This is a genomic window from Paraherbaspirillum soli (assembly GCF_042654985.1).
GTDB classification, from domain to species: domain Bacteria; phylum Pseudomonadota; class Gammaproteobacteria; order Burkholderiales; family Burkholderiaceae_D; genus Paraherbaspirillum; species Paraherbaspirillum soli.
Genome location: NZ_JBHSMT010000026.1, coordinates 100123 through 118683, shown reverse-complemented (window position 1 = coordinate 118683; position 18561 = coordinate 100123). Strand labels below are relative to the sequence as shown.

14 protein-coding genes are annotated in these 18561 nt (G+C 59.7%); 9 read left to right on the top strand and 5 right to left on the bottom strand.

Annotated features, from left to right (window positions below; genetic code table 11):
• Nucleotides 1–103: 103 nt before the first annotated feature.
• The 4 genes from ACFPM8_RS14390 to ACFPM8_RS14375 form a co-directional block, all read right to left on the bottom strand.
• Nucleotides 104–1087 (bottom strand): S49 family peptidase, encoded by a 984-nt coding sequence (locus ACFPM8_RS14390; protein WP_378998251.1) that lies wholly within the window; start codon nucleotides 1085–1087, stop codon nucleotides 104–106.
• Nucleotides 1088–1139: 52 nt separating this feature from the next.
• Nucleotides 1140–1511, bottom strand: a complete 372-nt coding sequence (locus tag ACFPM8_RS14385; RefSeq protein ID WP_378998250.1) for a Rieske (2Fe-2S) protein — start codon at nucleotides 1509–1511, stop codon at nucleotides 1140–1142.
• A gap of 11 nt (nucleotides 1512–1522) precedes the next feature.
• Nucleotides 1523–2182 carry an HAD-IIIA family hydrolase gene (locus ACFPM8_RS14380; RefSeq protein WP_378998249.1) on the bottom strand — a complete coding sequence of 220 codons (660 nt, stop codon included), beginning with the start codon at nucleotides 2180–2182 and terminating at the stop codon, nucleotides 1523–1525.
• A gap of 177 nt (nucleotides 2183–2359) precedes the next feature.
• On the bottom strand, nucleotides 2360–3436 hold the full coding sequence (locus ACFPM8_RS14375) for an RluA family pseudouridine synthase (protein WP_378998248.1): 1077 nt from the start codon (nucleotides 3434–3436) through the stop codon (nucleotides 2360–2362).
• A 602-nt stretch (nucleotides 3437–4038) separates the two neighbouring features.
• Between ACFPM8_RS14375 and ACFPM8_RS14370 the strand changes: the two genes are divergently transcribed.
• From ACFPM8_RS14370 to ACFPM8_RS14330, 9 genes are all read left to right on the top strand, one after another.
• Nucleotides 4039–7167: an Rne/Rng family ribonuclease gene (locus ACFPM8_RS14370; protein WP_378998247.1), complete on the top strand. Its 3129-nt coding sequence runs from the start codon at nucleotides 4039–4041 to the stop codon at nucleotides 7165–7167.
• Between the two features lie 229 nt (nucleotides 7168–7396).
• Nucleotides 7397–8509, top strand: coding sequence for a GTP 3',8-cyclase MoaA (gene moaA / locus ACFPM8_RS14365; RefSeq protein WP_378998246.1), 1113 nt, complete (start codon nucleotides 7397–7399; stop codon nucleotides 8507–8509).
• Nucleotides 8510–8558: 49 nt separating this feature from the next.
• A complete protein-coding gene (gene mobA / locus ACFPM8_RS14360) occupies nucleotides 8559–9161 on the top strand; it encodes a molybdenum cofactor guanylyltransferase MobA (protein ID WP_378998245.1) in 603 nt (200 codons plus the stop codon).
• 12 nt (nucleotides 9162–9173) lie between these two features.
• Entirely contained in the window at nucleotides 9174–10487 is a 1314-nt protein-coding gene (moeA, locus tag ACFPM8_RS14355) for a molybdopterin molybdotransferase MoeA (protein ID WP_378998244.1), read from the top strand.
• Between the two features lie 211 nt (nucleotides 10488–10698).
• Complete coding sequence (locus tag ACFPM8_RS14350) at nucleotides 10699–12942, top strand: TonB-dependent hemoglobin/transferrin/lactoferrin family receptor (RefSeq protein ID WP_378998243.1); 2244 nt, start codon at nucleotides 10699–10701, stop codon at nucleotides 12940–12942.
• 11 nt (nucleotides 12943–12953) lie between these two features.
• A complete protein-coding gene (locus ACFPM8_RS14345; RefSeq protein WP_378998242.1) occupies nucleotides 12954–14054 on the top strand; it encodes a hemin-degrading factor in 1101 nt (366 codons plus the stop codon).
• Nucleotides 14051–14983 (top strand): heme/hemin ABC transporter substrate-binding protein, encoded by a 933-nt coding sequence (locus tag ACFPM8_RS14340; protein ID WP_378998241.1) that lies wholly within the window; start codon nucleotides 14051–14053, stop codon nucleotides 14981–14983. Before ACFPM8_RS14345 ends, ACFPM8_RS14340 begins: the two co-directional genes overlap by 4 nt.
• A gap of 30 nt (nucleotides 14984–15013) precedes the next feature.
• Entirely contained in the window at nucleotides 15014–16084 is a 1071-nt protein-coding gene (locus ACFPM8_RS14335) for a FecCD family ABC transporter permease (RefSeq protein WP_417629165.1), read from the top strand.
• Nucleotides 16085–16249: 165 nt separating this feature from the next.
• Nucleotides 16250–17086 (top strand): ATP-binding cassette domain-containing protein, encoded by an 837-nt coding sequence (locus tag ACFPM8_RS14330; protein ID WP_378998239.1) that lies wholly within the window; start codon nucleotides 16250–16252, stop codon nucleotides 17084–17086.
• 7 nt (nucleotides 17087–17093) lie between these two features.
• Here the strand turns inward: ACFPM8_RS14330 and ACFPM8_RS14325 are convergent, their stop codons facing one another.
• The gene (locus ACFPM8_RS14325; RefSeq protein ID WP_378998238.1) at nucleotides 17094–18560 is read right to left on the bottom strand and encodes a DNA recombination protein RmuC; all 1467 of its coding nucleotides are present in this window, start codon (nucleotides 18558–18560) and stop codon (nucleotides 17094–17096) included.
• Nucleotide 18561: the final 1 nt, after the last annotated feature.

The following is an 18561-nucleotide window of genomic DNA, read 5'->3' as shown; positions in this document are numbered from 1 at the left end:
CTCCTACGTTCGCTACTCATCACGTAACCTAAATATACGACAGGATCGCGAAGATTCAAGGCAAATTACAATATCGGATACCAGTGTCGGAATTTGAGCAGGTTCAATGCAGAGCCGGTCGTTGACTTCCCATCAAGGACTGCACCGCACCCGCCCCCATTGCAACACCAAATTTTTTCAGAACGCGCTCAGGAAAGCCTTCACTCTTGGTGTAATCCACAATATCTTCCGCCTTCAAGACGTCGCGAGCGACGCTATCCACCGTACCAAAACCATCTGCCAACCCCATCTCGACCGCTTTGGAGCCGCTCCAGAACAGACCCGAGAAGGTTTCTGGCTTTTCTTTAAGGCGCGCACCACGGCCTTTGCGGACCACGTCAATGAATTGCTGATGGATTTCGGCAAGCATTTCTTGTGCATAGCCCTTTTGGCTCGAACTCATTGGGCTAAACGGATCGAGAAACCCCTTGTTCTCGCCAGCCGTCAACAATCGACGCTCGACCCCCAGCTTCTCCATCAGGCCGGTAAAGCCGAAGCCATCCATCAGCACCCCGATCGAGCCGACAATGCTGGCTTTATTAACGTAAATCTTGTCGGCGGCGGCGGCAATGTAGTAGCCACCCGACGCGCACATTTCATCGACCACAACGTACAAAGGTTTATTCGGATATTCCTTACGCAAACGGGTGATTTCGTCGTTGATGATGCCAGCCTGCACCGGACTGCCGCCGGGACTGTTAATACTTAATATCACGCCGACCGAATCATCTGCGGCAAATGCATTATCAAGCGCAGGAATCACTACATTGGCAGAACCATTGCCTTCCGTTTCGATAGCGCCGTTGATCTTGACCAAGGCGGTATGAGCGCCGACAGTCTGCGTATCCGAGCCCTCATAGTTCATCCCGAACCAAAACCCGAATCCGATGACAGCCAAGAACGCCAGCTTGAAGAAAATCCCCCAGCGCCGCCGCGCCCGTTGCTCTCGCAGCGAAGCGAAAGCCAGTTTTTCCAGCAATTCGCGCTCCCAGCCTTCTTTCTTGTTGGCGATTGCTGTTTCCACATTATCAAATTCATTATTGCTCATGGTGCTCACTCGTTTCAATTACACGGGATCGTTAATAAGGTTGCCGCAAAGCTCATGCCATTGCGGGTCTAATATATTCGTCAGGGATCCAGAACACCTGATTATTGCTTTCTTGCACCAAAATCTTGCGCAAGCGGCCCCCACGACATGGCCCACCTGCGCATTTGCCGCTGTCCGGCTCATATATCGCACCGTGCGTGGCACACATTAGATATAAGCGGCTGGATTCGAAAAAATCCCCCTCGTTCCAGTCCAACTCCATCGACACGTGAGCGCAACGATTCAGGTACGCATGCACAATGCCATTGTGGCGTATCACAAATGCAATGGCATCCTCGCCGTCCGCGGTTACAGGGAAACGCACACCCTTGCCACGCTCTTCCAGTTCGGCTGAGCTGCAAATCAGGATAAGAGTATCGTCCATGCGGTTCGGCTTCAGGCGTTATCGTTAAGCCAGGCGTGCAATTGCAGCGCTGAAGTGGCGCTGAACACGGGATTGAGCATCTCTAATTCATTGGCCGGATGAGCGCCATATTGAACAGCGATACCAGCCGCGCCAGCATTGATCGCCATTTGCAAATCATGGGTGGTGTCACCGACCATTACCGTACGCTTCAGATCCTGCCCCAGTTCGCGGGTCAGCTCTTGCAGCATCGCGGGGTGCGGCTTCGAAAAAGTCTCGTCGGCACAGCGCGTGGCATCGAACACCGATAATAATTTGGTCTCATGCAATGCGCGATTGAGCCCGACCCGATTCTTGCCCGTAGCGACGGCAAGGAAATAGCCCTGCTGCGACAAATCGGCCAGCATTTCAGGGACGCCTTCAAACAAGGTCAAATCCTGATCCTGCGCCAAATAGTGGTAGCGATAGCGCTCCACCACACGCGGATATAGGCCGGCATCCAATCCCGGCAATGCAGTTTGCATGGCCTCCATCAGACCGAGCCCGATGACATGCGACGCCGCTTTATCGTCGGGAATAGCCAATCCAAGATCTTTTGCAGCGGCCTGAATGCATTTCACAATGATGGCGGTACTGTCCATCAACGTACCATCCCAATCGAATACGATTAAATCAAAATTCTTTCGCGCCATGTTGCCTGGCATTTGCTTGCCAGCTCCTTATATATACTTTGTTTCAGTGTTGACCATCTCCAGCAGCTCGCTGCACAACCCTATCCCGGGCCGCTCGCTAAATTCTTTGGAATTGGCCTTCTTGATAAACGCCCCGACAATCCAATAAGTAACTATTCTAATGGCCCCGGCCTATATTTATTTATCCAAGGCAACATTTTTTGACAGGCTTTTCAGAAATGCCTTGCATTCCGGCGGCAGCGGCACGTTCAGAGTCACCTGCTTGCCAGTCTCAGGATGGGTGAACGTGATTTGATGCGCATGCAAAAACATGCGTTTAAGCGCGATCCGCTCGCCGTCCGCCTTCTGCAAGTCCCGATTCAATGCAAAATCACCGTACTTATCATCCCCGGCAATGGCAAATCCGCTAGACGACAGATGCACCCGTATCTGGTGGGTACGACCGGTTTTCAATTCGGCCTCCAGCAGAGCAAAGTCACCATAGCGACGAATCAGGGTGAAGATCGTATGCGATTCCTGACCATCCTCCTGCACCCGCACTCGTCGCTCGCCGTCCGCAGTCGTGTATTTATGCAGGGGCAGCTTGATATGCTGGCGTGCATTCTGCCAATCGCCATGCACCAGCACCAGATAACGCTTGTCGGTCGTGCCCTCACGCATTTGCTCGTGCAGATTGGTCAGCGCAGAACGTTTCTTGGCCAACAACAACAGGCCGGACGTGTCGCGATCCAGGCGATGGACCAGCTCCAGGAATTTTGCTTTTGGCCGCGACGCGCGCAGCTGTTCAATCACGCCATAACTGACACCGGAGCCGCCATGCACTGCAACGCCAGCCGGCTTGTCGATGACCAGCATGCAATTATCTTCCAGCAAGATTTCAAATTCCGCACCAGGTACCGCATGAATAACCTTATCTGCAACGCGAATCGGTGGAACGCGGACAATATCGCCCTCCTTGAGTCGATAGGTTTGATCAATTCGACCTTTATTGACGCGCACCTGGCCATTGCGAACCACGCGATAAATATGGCTCTTCGGCACTCCTTTGCAAATACGCAACAAAAAGTTATCGATTCGCTGCCCAGCATCCTCCTCCGATATAGTCAGTTGCTGGACTTGCGAGGGCGCTTGCGGCGCCTCAGTCGTAGTGTTCCGCGGAACCTTAAGTTCCGTCCTATGCTTAGGCGCAGCTTCCAGCTGCACCTTGGAACGCGCCTCTAGCCGTTCCCCAGAAAATCTCGCTAAGTCCTTCATTTTGAATATATAATTGTTTCACAGCAGTTAAAAAACAGCTGTTGGTGTAAGAATAAAAAGACCATTCTACACAGGGGTGCCTCCATCAGCCTCGCCAATTTGCAAATTTGATGGAAAATGTGTACGCATCACCTCTGCGCGAGTCAAGGTCGCACCGTTGTTGTCATCGGATTGCGCGCACAGATGCTGAACAAGATTGTTTGGATGATTAGGATAAGTCTGACGAGCCCGACGCGGTTATGATGGCCGCGATGGGCTCGTCAGTTGATGATGTAGTGTTTACAACTATTTGTTGATTTTTTTACTGAACCCAATGTTCTATTTGGATCTACCAAGCTACTCACCCACAAGCCTCATGCTCGCGTTTCGCGAACTGCACGACGCTGTTCCGGTGTGCGCTGGTGTTTATCGGTAATTGGCAACACTCTACATCCGCGCCCCGTTGTGTCCTCAGCGCCCTCATCGCGCTGCCACACCAAGGCAATTCCCTCCCCCCAGACACTCCGTTCTCGCGTACATCCCTGTATTTTGTCGCTGACAGAATTGCAAAATAGCAATCATTAAGCGACATTAAATTGACCCAAGGGTCACGGAGCGAAAAAATGAAACGCATGTTGTTTAATGCTACGCAGCAAGAAGAACTGCGCGTGGCGATTGTTGACGGGCAAAAACTCATCGACATCGATATCGAAACCACCGGACGCGAACAACGCAAGTCCAATATTTACAAAGGTGTGATTACCCGTATCGAGCCGTCGCTGGAAGCCTGTTTCGTCAATTACGGCGAAGAACGCCACGGCTTTTTGCCATTCAAGGAAGTTGCCCGCACCTATTTCAAAGAAGGTGTCGATGTCCGTACCGCATCTATCAAGGATGCGCTGCGCGAAGGCCAGGAAATCATGGTGCAGGTCGAAAAGGAAGAGCGCGGCAATAAAGGCGCCGCCCTGACTTCTTTCGTCTCGCTGGCTGGCCGTTATCTGGTATTGATGCCAAACAATCCACGCGGCGGCGGCGTATCGCGTCGCGTCGAAGGCGAAGATCGCCAGGAACTGCGCGAAACCATGGACAAGCTCGACCTGCCGTCCGGCATGTCGGTCATTGCACGCACGGCCGGCATCGGCCGCAATGTCGACGAGCTGCAATGGGATTTGAACTACCTGATGCAACTCTGGCGCGCAATCGAAGGCGCCGGCCAGTCCGGCAACGGCGCCTTCCTGATCTATCAGGAATCGTCGCTCGTGATCCGTGCGATCCGCGACTATTTCCAACCGGACATTGGTGAAATCCTGATCGATACCGACGAAATCCACGACCAGGCGCAACAATTCATGGCGCACGTGATGCCCGACATGGTGCACCGCGTCAAGCGTTATCGCGACGACGTGCCGCTGTTCTCGCGCTTCCAGATCGAACATCAGATCGAAACCGCGTATTCGCGCACAGTCCCGCTGCCGTCCGGCGGCGCCATCGTGATCGACCACACCGAAGCACTGGTCTCGGTCGACGTCAACTCGGCGCGCGCGACGCGCGGCGGCGACATCGAAACCACCGCCTTCAACACCAACCTGGAAGCCGCCGAAGAAGTGGCGCGCCAGTTGCGTTTGCGCGATCTGGGCGGTCTGATCGTGATCGACTTCATCGACATGGAGAATTCCAAGAACCAGCGCGAAGTCGAAACCCGCCTGAAAGATGCGCTGCGCTACGATCGCGCCCGTGTCCAAATGGGCAAGATTTCACGCTTCGGCCTGATGGAATTGTCGCGTCAGCGCTTGCGCCCATCGCTGTCGGAAGGCAGCCACGTCACCTGCCCGCGCTGCAACGGCACCGGTCACATCCGCGATACAGAATCGTCCGCATTGCAAGTCCTGCGCATCATCCAGGAAGAGGCAATGAAGGACAATTCGGCGGCCATCCACGTCCAGGCGCCGGTCGACGTCGCAGCTTTCCTGCTGAACGAAAAACGCGGCGAAATCCTGAAGATCGAAACCCGCCACCGGGTCGGCATCATCCTGATCCCGAACAAGCATCTGGAAACCCCGCACTACAAGCTCGAGCGTCTGAAACACGACGATCCGCGCCTGGAAGAAACCCAGGCCAGCTACACCATGGCGGAGCAAGCGGATACCGACATCGGCTACAACAAACGTCAGAAAGAAGAAGGCAAGCCGCGTCAGGAAGCGGTGGTCAAGGGCATCACCCCAGACCAGCCAGCGCCTATCGTCGAACGCAAACCGGTCGAAGCCGCCCCTTCCGTGATCAGCACGGCCACCACTGGCGCGGCTGAAGAAGGCTTCTTCAGCAAGATTTTGGGCTTCTTCCGTAAGAAACCGGCTGAACCGGTAATTGCACCAGTAGCAACTACCGAGGCCAAAGGTCCGCATCACCGTGAACGCGGCGAGCGCGGCGGCGATCGCAACAATCGCGGTCAGCGCGGACGCAATCGCAGCGGACGCAATCGTGATCGCAGCGAGGAACGGGAAGGCGCCGTGCCAAGTGAAGCACGCGAAGAGACAGCTAAAAAACCGGTGGTCGAGGTAGCGGAAGTCAAAGCGCCACGTCAACCGCGCCCGCCACGGGAGCCAAGAGAGCCGCGTGAATCGCGTGAGCCGAGCGAAGCCAAGTCCGAAACCCGCAACGAAGGTCGCCGCGAGCGTACCGAACGGCCGCCACGTCCTCCACGCGAGGAGCGCAAGGAAGTCGCCAATGAAGCGACAGCCGAAGAACTCTTGCTGAAGGGTGCGGTAGTCGTTGATATTGGCGCGCCTGCAGTAGTCGCGGCAGAAGCGACAGCAGCCGAGTCCGATCAAGTCGGTACCCGCGCTGAAGGCGAAGCCGGCGAGCAAGGTGAAGAGCCGCGTCGTCGTCGCCGTCGTGGCGGCCGCAACCGCAACCGCCGCGATCGCGACAATGCCGAAGGCGCAACGGAAAATGCAGAGCATGACGAAAGCGGCAATGCTTTGGAAACGCCTGAGGCTGTCGAAACGACCGCCCCGGCCGTCACTGCCGCACTCGCAGCGGAACCGGTCTTAACCGCTACCCCTGCAGTGGCAAGCGCCGTTCCGATGATGCAGTCAGCGACTCCTGCGGCGACCGAAGTGGCCGCCCCAGGTGCGGTCGAAGCACCGGCTGCCCCAACCGCTCTGTCGAATGCAATCGCAGCGCCATTGGAGCCGCAACATGTGGCAACGCAGCCGGAAGCTACGCCAGCACCGGCAGCGCCGCAAGTTGCCGTTATTGCAACGCCGGAGCCGACTCCTGAGCCAGCCCCGGTAGTACTTGAACCAGCTTCGGCACCAGTCGCAGCAGCAAAAGCTGAACCGGCAATAGTTGAGCCGGCAGTAGTCGAGCCTGTGGCAGCTGAACCGGTGGTAGTTTCGCCTGTAGTAGTAACGCCGGTAGAAGCCGAGCCTGTGGCAGCAGCCATCAGCGAACCAGCAATTGCTGCAGTGACCGCAACGCCAGAGCCGGTAGCAGTAGTAGCCGCACCGGCGCCAGTCGCCGCGCCGGTAGTTGCAGCTGCAAAGCCGGCAGCATCGCTGCAAGTCGAAGACTTGCAAAATGTGCTGGCTGCCGCTGGTCTGACTCTGGCAGCGACCGATCCGGCCAAGCTGCGTGCAGCGCAGGAAGCTACGGCCAAAATCGTGGCGGCGCCGCACGTACCGCGTGAACGCAAACCTGCGCCGGTGCAATCCAACGAGCCGTTGGTTCAGGTCGAAACACAACGGCCGTAAAACCAAGTTGGCATGACGTCGCTGCCCGCGCGGCGACGTAAGTGAAGCCAAACCGTTCGACAGTCGCTTGTTCACAGGCAATACCGCAAAGGGAGTCTCAGACTCCCTTTGTCACGTCTGGTGCTTGCATATAGCGCGGCTCGACAGGCCAAGCCACGACGCCCGTGGTATCTTGTCTAGATCGAATTCATCAAAGAAATGCAAGATTTGGCACCCATGAATCCACACCATGACTAAAAAAGTCATCCCGCTGATTGACCACCGCAGCACTTTTCCGACCTCCCTGCCCGCCATACTTGAAACGCCGACCGGCCTGATAGCGGATCAACTGGGGCGGCCGCTGCATGACTTGCGCATTTCGGTCACCGATCGCTGCAATTTTCGCTGTGTCTATTGCATGCCGCGCGAAGTGTTCGACAAGGACTACGCGTTCCTGCCGCAAACCGCCTTGCTGTCGTTTGAGGAAATGACGCGCCTGGCCAGCTTGTTCGTCGCTCATGGCGTGCAAAAAATCCGCCTGACCGGTGGCGAGCCGCTATTGCGCAAGCACATCGAAAATCTGATCGGCATGCTCAGCGCGCTGAAAACGCCGGATGGCAAAGACCTCGATCTGACCCTGACCACCAATGGTTCGTTATTGGCGAAAAAAGCCCAGGCGTTGAAAGACGCCGGCTTGAAAAGAGTCACCGTATCGCTCGATGCGCTCGATGAAGCCATCTTCAAACGCATGAACGACGCCGACTTTCCGGTCGCCGAAGTGTTGCACGGGATCGATGTCGCGCATCAAGTCGGACTCGGCCCGATCAAGGTCAACATGGTGGTCAAACGCGGCGTCAACGATCATCAAATCCTGCCGATGGCGCGCTACTTCAAAAACACGCCCTACATCCTGCGGTTTATCGAGTACATGGACGTCGGCGCCTCCAACGGCTGGAAGATGGACGAAGTGGTGCCTTCATCCGAAATCGTGCAACGGATCCAGGCCGAGTTGCCGCTGCAGCCGATAGCGGCAAACTACACCGGCGAAACCGCACAGCGCTGGCGTTATACCGATGGCGGCGGCGAAATCGGTGTCATCTCCAGCGTCACGCAAGCGTTCTGTCACGATTGCACGCGCGCCCGCTTATCGACCGAAGGCAAGCTTTACACCTGTCTGTTCGCCAGCGCCGGTCACGATTTGCGTGCGCTATTGCGCAGCGAATGCAGCGACGCCGAAATCGCCAGCGTTATCGGCCAGCTATGGCGCACCCGCGACGATCGCTATTCCGAAATGCGGACGCAAAATACCGCCGGATTGACCCCGGCACGGAAGAAAGTGGAAATGTCGTATATCGGCGGATAAAAACCGTCGCTACCTAAACAAAATCGCCATCACCCCGAGTCCACCGTCGATGCAACTACCCAGCAACAGCCATCACCTGCAAGTCACCGGCCTGATCCTGGCCGGCGGCCGCGGCACGCGGATGGGTGGCATCGACAAAGGCCTGGTGCAATTCCGGCAGATGCCGATGGTGGCGCACGTGATCGCCCGCCTGACGCCGCAGGTGACATCGCTGATGATCAACGCCAACCGCAATCTGAGCGCCTACGCGGAGTTCGGCGTCCCGGTCTGGCCCGACCGGGAGCCAGACTTTGCCGGCCCGCTGGCCGGACTACAGGCCGGCCTGAGCCATTGCGCAACACCCTACCTGATCACCGCACCGTGCGACTCGCCATTTCTACCGACCGATTTAGTCGCACATTTGGCGCAAGCATTGCAAAACGCGGATGCCGATCTGGCGGTCGCGATTACCGACAGCGACAACGCAATCCAGCCGCACCCGGTATTCATGCTGCTCAAAACCACGCTGCTGGCCGACCTCAGCGAATTTCTGGCAAGCGGCGGCCGCAAAATGGAAACATGGTATCGCCGCCTGAATTACACCGAAGCCCTGTTTGCCGATGATTCCGCATTCCGCAACATCAATACCGAAGAAGAATTGCAGAAGCCATAGCGCGCAAGAACGATGATGAAAAATAACGCCACCTCCACGCCATCCCTATCCGAATTGACCGGCTGCATGTCGGACTATGATCCGCAAGCGGTACCGGTGATCCAGGCCCAGAGCATCATCCGCGACTACATCACGCCGATTGATTCCATTGAAAAAGTTGCCATCAGGAGCGCGCTGGATCGCGTGCTGGCGGCCGACATCATCTCGCCGATCAACGTTCCTGCGCATGACAATTCGGCGATGGACGGCTTTGCGTTCAACGCCCGCGATCTGCGCCCCGATGCCGACACCGTGCTGGAAGTGATCGGCATCGCCCACGCCGGCCGTGGGTATCAAGGCGCCGTTGGCCCGGGTCAGGCGATTCGCATCATGACCGGCGCGCTGATGCCGGATGGACTGGATACCGTGATTCCACAGGAATTCACCAGTACCGCCAACCAGCCACCGGGCACTGCGGTCACCATTCCCGCCGGTGCAGTCAGTGCCGGCGCCAATCGCCGGCTGGCGGGCGAAGATCTGCAAGCCGGCGCCCCTGCCCTGCGCACAGGCCGCATCTTGCGGCCGGCCGACCTCGGTTTGCTGGCGTCGCTGGGGATAGCCGAAGTACCGGTGCAGCGTCGGCTGCGGGTGGCGTTTTTCTCGACCGGCGACGAATTGCGTTCGGTCGGCGAAGCGCTGGACCCCGGCTGCGTCTACGACTCCAACCGTTACACCCTGTACGGCATGCTGCATCGACTGGGCTGCGACATCATCGACATGGGCGTGGTCGGCGACGATCCGTTGGCGCTGGAAGCGGCATTTCGCAACGCCTGCGAAAACGCCGATGCCATCATCACCTCCGGCGGCGTGTCGGTCGGCGATGCCGACCACACCAAACAGATGATGGCGCAACTGGGCGATGTCGCATTCTGGAAAATCGGCATGCGTCCGGGTCGCCCATTGGCGTTCGGCAGCATCGCATCCAATGGAAAACGAGCGGTATTTTTCGGCTTGCCCGGCAATCCGGTGGCGGTCATGGTGTCGTTTTACTTTTTCGCGCGCGATGCCCTATTGCACATGATGGGTGCGCAGGCGGCGGCACTGCCGCTGATGCGCGTCAGCTCCGCAGTCAACATCCGCAAAAAGCCGGGACGCACCGAATATCAGCGCGGCATCCTGACCCAGGCCGACAATCGGCAATGGTCGGTACGGCCAACCGGGGCGCAAGGCTCGGGCATCCTGCGTTCGATGGTCGAGGCCAATTGCATGATCGTGCTGGCGCACGAGCAGGGCGATGTCGCCATTGGCGAGCAAGTCGAAATCATCCTGTTCGATGGCTTAGTTTAGGGGCTGCTCTAAAAACACGTCACCAGGCTACATGACATATTATTTATAACCCCCTTGTAAATAATAATGATTCTCATTTATAATTCAAAGCATAGTCACTCCCACTCGACTCGCTAGCCTTACCCACAAGGCATTCACCCCTCTTTTTCAGCCAGCCGCACATTCAGCGTCGCCAGCCAATAAGCACTCGTTATTGACTTTGGAGAACGCTTTGCACAAGCATTACCCGATCCGCCTCTCGCTGCCGGAATTAGGCGCAGCCGCCGGTTTGTTCGCCGTCATATCAGTTACCTCTCCAGCCCATGCAGAAAATGGCGCTCAGTTGCTGGCCGCTCACAACGTCAGCCGCACGCTCGATGAGATATCGGTCACCGCCACCCGTACCGAAGCCGAATTGTCGCGCACCCCCAGCAGCATCTCGGTCATCAATGCCGACACCATCGAGGAACAGCAAGCCAAGGACGTCAAGGATGTGCTGCGCTACGAACCCGGCGTCACGGTGCGGCGCGGTCCCTATCGGCCAGCGTCGGCCGCCACTGCCGGCGGCCGCGGCGGCAACGAAGGCATCAACATTCGCGGACTGGAAGGCAATCGCATCCTGCTGATGGAAGACGGCATCCGGCTGCCCAATGCATTCTCGTTCGGTCCGCTGGAAGCCGGACGCGGCGATTATGTCGACATGGAGTTGCTGAAGCGGGTCGAAATCCTGCGCGGTCCGGCATCGTCGATGTTCGGCAGCGACGGCCTGACCGGCGCCGTCAACTTCATCACCAAGGACCCATCCGACCTGCTCCGGATTTTTAACAAGCCGACTTATTTTTCCATCAAGCCATCCTACGATTCGACCGACGGCAGCGTCTCGACCACCGCCACCGCGGCGTTCGGCGGCGAACGCTTCGAAGCACTGCTGATTGCCGGCCACAAAAACGGCCATCAGGTTGAAACCCAGGGCCAACGCAATATCGTCGGCCCCAACCGCGACACCGCCAATCCGCAGCAAGTCAGAGCCGATGCGCTGCTCGGCAAATTGGTTTTCAAGGCCAGCGCGCAAGACACCGTTACGCTGGCCGTCACGCATCAAGAACAAACCACCAATTCCGATGTGCTGTCGGCCGTCACGTCCACCACGCCGGCATTGCGCGCCAACGACAAACTGCAACGCAATCGCTATAGCGTCGAATACGACTTCAAGAACGCTACCGGCTTGCGCGTCCAGAAGGCACATGCGCTGCTCTACTATCAGGACGCCGACAACCACCAGTTTTCCTACGAAACCCGCAAGCCGGCAGCCAATCGCAGCCGCGACAATACTTATCGAGAACAAACCGTAGGCGCCACCGTACAAGCGGAAAGCGCCTTCGCTGCCGGCGGCATGCAACACAAGCTGGTCTACGGCGCCGATGCCAGCACGGCCCGCATCACCGGCCTGCGCGACGGCACGGTACCGGGCACCGGCGAAGCGCCGTTCCCCAACAAGGCCTTCCCCGATACCGACTACGCGCTGTTCGGCGCTTTCGCCCAGGATGAAATCCGCTTCAGGCGCGACGGCGCGGTCAGCCTGATGCCGGGAGTGCGCTTCGACGGCTACCGGCTGACACCGAAACAAAACGATCCCGCTTTTACCGGTCAAGCCAGCAAATCGAGTGGCCACGCAGTGTCGCCACGGCTGGCGTTGATGGTTGAGCTTAGCCCCGCGCTGGTGCCCTATGCGCAATACGCGCGCGGCTTCCGCACGCCGACGCCGGATCAGGTCAACAACAGCTTCGGCAATCCGGTCTTCGGCTACGCCACCATCGGCAACCCCGACCTCAAACCCGAAACCAGCGATACCTTCGAGCTCGGCCTGCGCGGCAAACTGAATGCCGATGCGGCCGTCCTGCGCTACAGCATGGCCGCCTTCAGTGGGCGTTACAGCAATTTCATTTCCCAGGAAACAGTGCGCGGCAGCGGCCGGCCGTTCGTCGATCCGTTCATTTTCCAGTACGTCAACCGAGCCCGTGCCCGCATCAACGGCGCTGAAGCACGGCTCGACTGGCAGTTCGCCAACGGCCTCGGGATCAAGGCCGGCATGGCTTACACCAAGGGCCACAGCGACGACGCCAATGGCAGCAAGCCGCTCGACAGCGTCAATCCGTTCATGGCGGTGCTCGGACTGCGCTATGAACCGAACGAACGCTGGTATGGACAGACCGACCTGATCTACCAACAGGCAAAACGCCGCAGCGACATGACGAAGCAAACCGATTTTGCGCCGCCCTCAGCGCTCGTGGTCGACCTGCGCGGCGCATACAACTTCAACAAAAACGTGTCCTTGTACGCCGGCATCCACAACCTGTTCGACCGCCGCTACTGGAACTGGTCCGACGTCCGCGGCCTGGCCGACAGCTCCAGCGTCAAAGACGCCTATACCGCACCCGGCCGCAACTTCAACCTTGGCCTGAAATTTCAGTACTGACAGGAGATCCCATGCTTACGTCCACCCAGGCAATATGCAACGACGCGCAACAATTGCGCTTGGATTTTTTACGCGCAAAAAATGAACGGCAATTGCGCAACCGCGATGCCGCCGCAGCCATCGGCGTCTCCGAAGGCGAGGCCATCGCGGCTTGCGTCGGCGTGGAGGCGACCCGGCTGATTCCGAATTTCATCGAACTGTTCGAACAAGTACCGCAGCTGGGTCCGGTGCTGGCGCTGACGCGCAACGACAGCGCGGTGCATGAAAAGGATGGCAACTACCAGAACATGAGCCACAACGGTCAGGTCGGCATGGCGCTGGGCGAGGCGATCGATTTGCGGATTTTTTACCAGCAGTGGGGATTTGCTTGCGCCGTGATTGAGGAAATTTCCCGCAACGCGAAACAGGTCACGCAAAAGAGCCTGCAGTTCTATGACCGCCACGGCCGCGCCGTACACAAAGTATTCCTGCGCGAGCACAGCAACCACGACGCATTCGACAGCCTGGTATTTCGCTGGCGCGACCCCGATCAAAGCCCCGGCATGACGGTTGCGGCGTTGCCGCCCGCGGTGGCAGAAAAGGCCGATGCCGAGATCGACGTCGAGCGCTTTCGCGCCGCCTGGAACGGCATGCACGACACCCATCAATTCTTCGGCCTGCTGCGCGATTTTGGCGTGACCCGGACCCAAGGCCTGCGGCTGGCGCCGGTGCAATGCGCGCGGCGGGTCGGCAATGATGCTGCCCGCACGCTGCTGCAACAGACGGCGGCTGCGGCGTTGCCGATCATGGTGTTTGTCGGCAATCCCGGCATGATCCAGATTCATTCCGGACCGGTCGGCAACATCAAGCTGATGGGGCCCTGGCTGAATGTGCTCGATCCCGCATTCAATCTGCACCTGCGCGAAGACTTGATCGACAGCAGCTGGGCGGTGAGCAAACCGACCAGCGACGGCGTAGTCAGCTCGCTCGAACTGTTCGACCGCGACGGCCAGACCATTGCCATGTTGTTCGGCGTGCGTAAGCCGGGCCAGGCCGAACTGCCGGCATGGCGCGAAGCGGTGATGCGCCTGCCGCCGATCAGCAGCACAAGCAGCGCGGAGAAACAGTCATGAGCCAAGCCGTCAATGCGCGCCGCCGCACACTGCTGGCGGCGGGGACCGCAGGCGCCGCCGGCCTGCTGCTGACGGCGCTGCCGGGCCGCGCAACCACAGCGGAACGGCGCGCCATGCCGCAACGGGTCGCAGTGGCCGGCGGCGCCATTACCGAAGTAGTGTATGCGCTCGGCGCCGACACCATGCTGATCGGCACCGACACCACCAGCACCTATCCGGCTCCTGCCCAGGCCTTGCCCAAAATGGGCTACCAACGCGCGCTGTCGGCCGAGGGCGTGCTGTCGCTGCGGCCCGACCTGCTGCTGGCGTCGGCCGACGCCGGTCCGCCGACGACGCTGCAACAAATCGCCGCGGCCGGAGTACGGGTCGTCAAACTGGGCGAACGGCATGACGTGCAGACCGTGCGCGACAAGATCCACGGCACGGCCGCCGCACTCGGCCTGCAAACGCGCGGCAACAGCCTGCTGCAAGGTTTCGATAGCGAATGGCAAAGCGCGCTGGCGACGGTGCAGCGCGAGCGCCGCCAATTCCTGGCGGCCGTCGGCAATGCGTCGCCGCGGGTACTTTTTATCCTCAGCCATAGCGGCACGCAGGCAATGGTGGCCGGCCGCGACACCGCCGCCGACGCCATGATTCGCTACGCCGGCGCGATCAACGCCATGGACGGCGGCTTCAAAGGTTACAAGCCATTGACCGCAGAAAGCGCGGTCGCCAGTGCGCCCGACATCCTGATGATCAGCAGCGAAGGACTAGCGGCGGTCGGCGGCATCGAACACTTGCTGAGCACGCCCGGACTGGCGCTGACCCCGGCCGCAAAAAACCGTCGCGTGATCGCCAGCATGGATTCGCTACTGCTGCTCGGCTTCGGTCCGCGCTTGCCGCAGGCGCTGACCCAGCTATCCACGCAACTGTATGCCTGGCTATCCTGAATTCTGATGTCATCCACGATGTCCACCCCAATGGCCGCCGTGCCTGAGCATTCCGTGCCGTCGCGAAAAAAGCGGCAGCGCCTGGTCCTGGTCGGTCTGGCGCTATTGCTGGGCGCCACAGTCTTGCTGTGCGCGGCGCTCGGCGCCTACCGGCTGGATCCGTGGCGGCTGCCGATGCTGCTGTGGCCGGGTGCGGAGCTGGATGCGGACTATGCCCAGATGCGCTCGGTGCTGCTCGACATCCGCTTGCCGCGGATACTGCTGGCGGTGCTGGTGGGCTGCGGCTTCGGCGCCGCCGGCAGCGCCATGCAGGCGCTGTTTCGCAATCCGCTGGCCGATCCCGGCCTGATCGGCGTGTCTAGCGGCGCGGCGCTCGGCGCGGCACTGACCATCGTGCTGGGCAATGCACTGTGGCCCGATGCGTTGCGGGCGGTGGGGATTTACGCGACCATGCTGGCCGCTTTCGCCGGCGCGCTGGCAGTCGCGCTGCTGGTGTATCGGATCGCGGCGACGCGCGGCCGCCTGGCGCTGCCGTTGCTGCTGCTGGCAGGGATCGCGATCAACGCCGTGGTCGGCGCGGCGATCGGCCTGTTGATCTATGTCGCCAGCGACGATCAGTTGCGCACCCTGACCTTCTGGAATCTCGGCAGCCTGGCCGGCGCCCAATGGCCGCTGCTGGCGGTGGCAGGCCCGGTCGTGCTGCTCAGCGTAGCGGCGCTGGCGCGCCATTCCGCCGCCCTCAACGCCATGCTGCTGGGCGAGGCGGAAGCCATGCACCTGGGAGTGCCGGTGCAAGCCATCAAGCGTCAGGTATTGATCGCCAGCGCACTGTGCGTCGGCGCGCTGGTGGCCTGCACCGGCACCATCGGTTTCATCGGCCTGGTCGCGCCGCACTGCATCCGCCTGGCCTGCGGTCCCGACCAGCGGGTGGTGTTGCCCGGCGCGCTGCTGTTCGGCGCGGTACTGACCTTGGCCGCCGACCTGGCGGCGCGCACCGTCGCCGCCCCGGCCGAGATGCCGCTGGGAATCCTGACTGCGCTGCTGGGCGGTCCGTTCTTTCTTGTGCTGTTGTGGCGTCGGCGCGCACAACTGGGTCTTTAACGAGGGACACATATGGAAACCGTAGTAAGTAGGGCGGAAAAGCGTAGCGCCTTCCGCCGTTCTGGATGCGTCAAACACCTGTGGCACATCCATCGGCGGATAACGCTGCGCTCATCCGCCCTACAGGCCGTTACAGATTTTGAATAGGTTTTTAGAGGTGCCTATATGCTGATGACAAAAGAACTGACAGTCCGGCGCGGCAATGCAATCATTCTGCGCAATCTGAATCTGCATATCCCGCCGGGCCAAATCGTTGCCCTGCTGGGACGCAACGGCGCCGGTAAAAGCACGCTGCTGAAAGCCATGTCCGGCGAATTTCATGGTCTGTTGCAAACCGGCGGCGCACAACTGGCGGGTGCGGTCTCGCTCAACGGCACATCGCTCGCCGGCCTGACGCCGCAAGCGCTGGCGCGGATGCGGGCGGTATTGCCGCAAAGCGTGCAATTCGCCTTTCCGTTCAGCGCGCTGGAAATCGTGCTGCTGGGATGTTATCCGCACAACGGCGGCAACGACCTCGGCGAGCGCATGATTGCGGTCGAGGCACTGGCGTTGGCGGGCGCCGCACAACTGGCGGAACGCGACGTCACCACCTTGTCCGGCGGCGAACTGGCGCGCGTGCAATTGGCTCGCGTCCTGGCGCAATTGCGTCCTCGGCATGTAGCGGATGAATCCGGCTTGCCGCCCCGTTATCTGCTGCTGGATGAGCCGACCGCAGCATTGGATCTGGCGCATCAGCACCAGCTGCTGACGACGCTGCGGTGCTTGGCCGGAGAGTGGAATATCGGCGTACTGGCAATCATGCACGACCCCAATCTGGCCGCCCGCTACGCCGATCAAATCGCCTGGCTGGCCGATGGCGATTTGCTGGCGCAGGGTAGTCCGGCCACGACCATGACGCCTGATCTGGTGCAGGCCTGTCTTGGGATAAAGGTGGAGGTGGTTCGGCAGCCCGGCAGGCCGCCGTTTGCAATGCCCTGTCCATCGCCAAGCGATGTTTACTGAGCCGATTTCAGCTTTCGTCGTCCGCCAGCAGTTCCGGCTCTTTGCCCAGTAAAGCCTGGGCCGCGTCGCTCGGCAAGGCCTCCACCGATTTCAATTTGCGCGCCATCTGGCGGCTGCGCACTTCGGCCTGATCGATATTTTTGGCGGCCCGTTCCAGCGTCAATTTGGTCGCCGCCAGCACGTCGCCGAATTTGCCGAACTCGGTCTTGACCGCGCCCAGCACTTGCCATACTTCCGACGAACGTTTTTCCAGCGCCAAGGTGCGGAATCCCATTTGCAGGCTGTTCAACAGCGCCGACAAGGTCGATGGCCCGGCAATGCTGACCCGGTGCGCGCGCTGCAAATCGTCGGCCAACCCGGGGCGACGCATCACTTCGGCGTACAAGCCTTCGGTCGGCAGGAACAGGATCGCAAAGTCGGTAGTGAGTGGCGGCGACAGGTATTTTTCGGCGATGGTTTTGGCTTCGCCGCGCACTGCGCGCTCCAGCTCCTTGGCCGCCTGCGCCACGCCGTCGGCATCGGCACGGTCGGCCGCTTCGGCCAGACGTTCGTACTGTTCTTTCGGGAACTTGGCGTCGATCGGCATCCATACCGGCGTATTGCCGTCCTCGTTGCCGGGCAGCTTGATCGCAAACTCGACCCGCTCGCCGCTGCCGGGAACGGTTTCGACATTCTTCGCGTATTGCTCCGGCGTCAGCACCTGTTCCAGCAGCATTTCCAGTTGCACTTCACCCCAGGTGCCGCGGGTTTTGACGTTGGTCAGCACGCGCTTCAGGTCGCCGACGCCGATCGCCAGCTGCTGCATATCGCCCAAGCCCTTATGCACGTTTTCGAGCTGATCGGAAACGATCTTGAACGATTCGCCTAGCCGCTGCTCCAGCGTCGCGTGCAGCTTTTCGTCGACCGTCTTGCGCATTTCTTCCAGGCGCATGCCGTTATCGGTTTGCAGATCCTTGATCTTGGCTTCCAGCGTCGCCCGCACCTCGGCCATGCGCTGCGCATTCGATTCGGTCAACGCCGCCAGCGTCTGGTTCAGCGTGTCGCCGAAACGCTTCAGCGATTGCGCCTGCTCTTCGCGGCTGGTCTGCGCCTGCTGGTTCATCGCCAGCCGCATGCTGTCGAGCTGCTGCGCATTGGTTTCATTGAGCTTCACCAGCTGCTGCGCAAACGTATCCATCTGGTTGTTTTGCAAGGTGGCGACGCTGGTCATTTGCGCCGCCAGCGTTTGCTGGAACTGGCCGAAATTGCTGCCCAGTTCCTGGCGCGTGCTTTGGGCGCTGGTTTGCACCTCGCTGCGCAGTTCGCGCTGATGGCGTTCGCCGAGGTCTTGCTGGTGACGCTGCAGATCGTTCTGCAATTGAATCAGTTGGGGCGTCAGGTCGACGCTGCGGCTGCCGCGCACGATGGCGACGATTTGCAGCACGATGATGACGGCTGCGGCAAATAACACGATGAGCAATTCTGTTTGGGTCATG

What these genes read in the sequence shown, in the direction of transcription:
- ACFPM8_RS14330 (WP_378998239.1), top strand. Translation starts at nt 16,250, where the DNA reads ATGCTGATGACAAAAGAACTGACAGTCCGGCGCGGCAATGCAATCATT.
- ACFPM8_RS14370 (WP_378998247.1), top strand. Translation starts at nt 4,039, where the DNA reads ATGAAACGCATGTTGTTTAATGCTACGCAGCAAGAAGAACTGCGCGTG.
- ACFPM8_RS14380 (WP_378998249.1), bottom strand. Translation starts at nt 2,182, where the DNA reads ATGGCGCGAAAGAATTTTGATTTAATCGTATTCGATTGGGATGGTACG.
- mobA (WP_378998245.1), top strand. Translation starts at nt 8,559, where the DNA reads ATGCAACTACCCAGCAACAGCCATCACCTGCAAGTCACCGGCCTGATC.
- ACFPM8_RS14345 (WP_378998242.1), top strand. Translation starts at nt 12,954, where the DNA reads ATGCTTACGTCCACCCAGGCAATATGCAACGACGCGCAACAATTGCGC.
- ACFPM8_RS14390 (WP_378998251.1), bottom strand. Translation starts at nt 1,087, where the DNA reads ATGAGCAATAATGAATTTGATAATGTGGAAACAGCAATCGCCAACAAG.
- moeA (WP_378998244.1), top strand. Translation starts at nt 9,174, where the DNA reads ATGATGAAAAATAACGCCACCTCCACGCCATCCCTATCCGAATTGACC.
- ACFPM8_RS14325 (WP_378998238.1), bottom strand. Translation starts at nt 18,560, where the DNA reads ATGACCCAAACAGAATTGCTCATCGTGTTATTTGCCGCAGCCGTCATC.
- ACFPM8_RS14335 (WP_417629165.1), top strand. Translation starts at nt 15,014, where the DNA reads ATGGCCGCCGTGCCTGAGCATTCCGTGCCGTCGCGAAAAAAGCGGCAG.
- ACFPM8_RS14375 (WP_378998248.1), bottom strand. Translation starts at nt 3,436, where the DNA reads ATGAAGGACTTAGCGAGATTTTCTGGGGAACGGCTAGAGGCGCGTTCC.
- moaA (WP_378998246.1), top strand. Translation starts at nt 7,397, where the DNA reads ATGACTAAAAAAGTCATCCCGCTGATTGACCACCGCAGCACTTTTCCG.
- ACFPM8_RS14385 (WP_378998250.1), bottom strand. Translation starts at nt 1,511, where the DNA reads ATGGACGATACTCTTATCCTGATTTGCAGCTCAGCCGAACTGGAAGAG.
- ACFPM8_RS14340 (WP_378998241.1), top strand. Translation starts at nt 14,051, where the DNA reads ATGAGCCAAGCCGTCAATGCGCGCCGCCGCACACTGCTGGCGGCGGGG.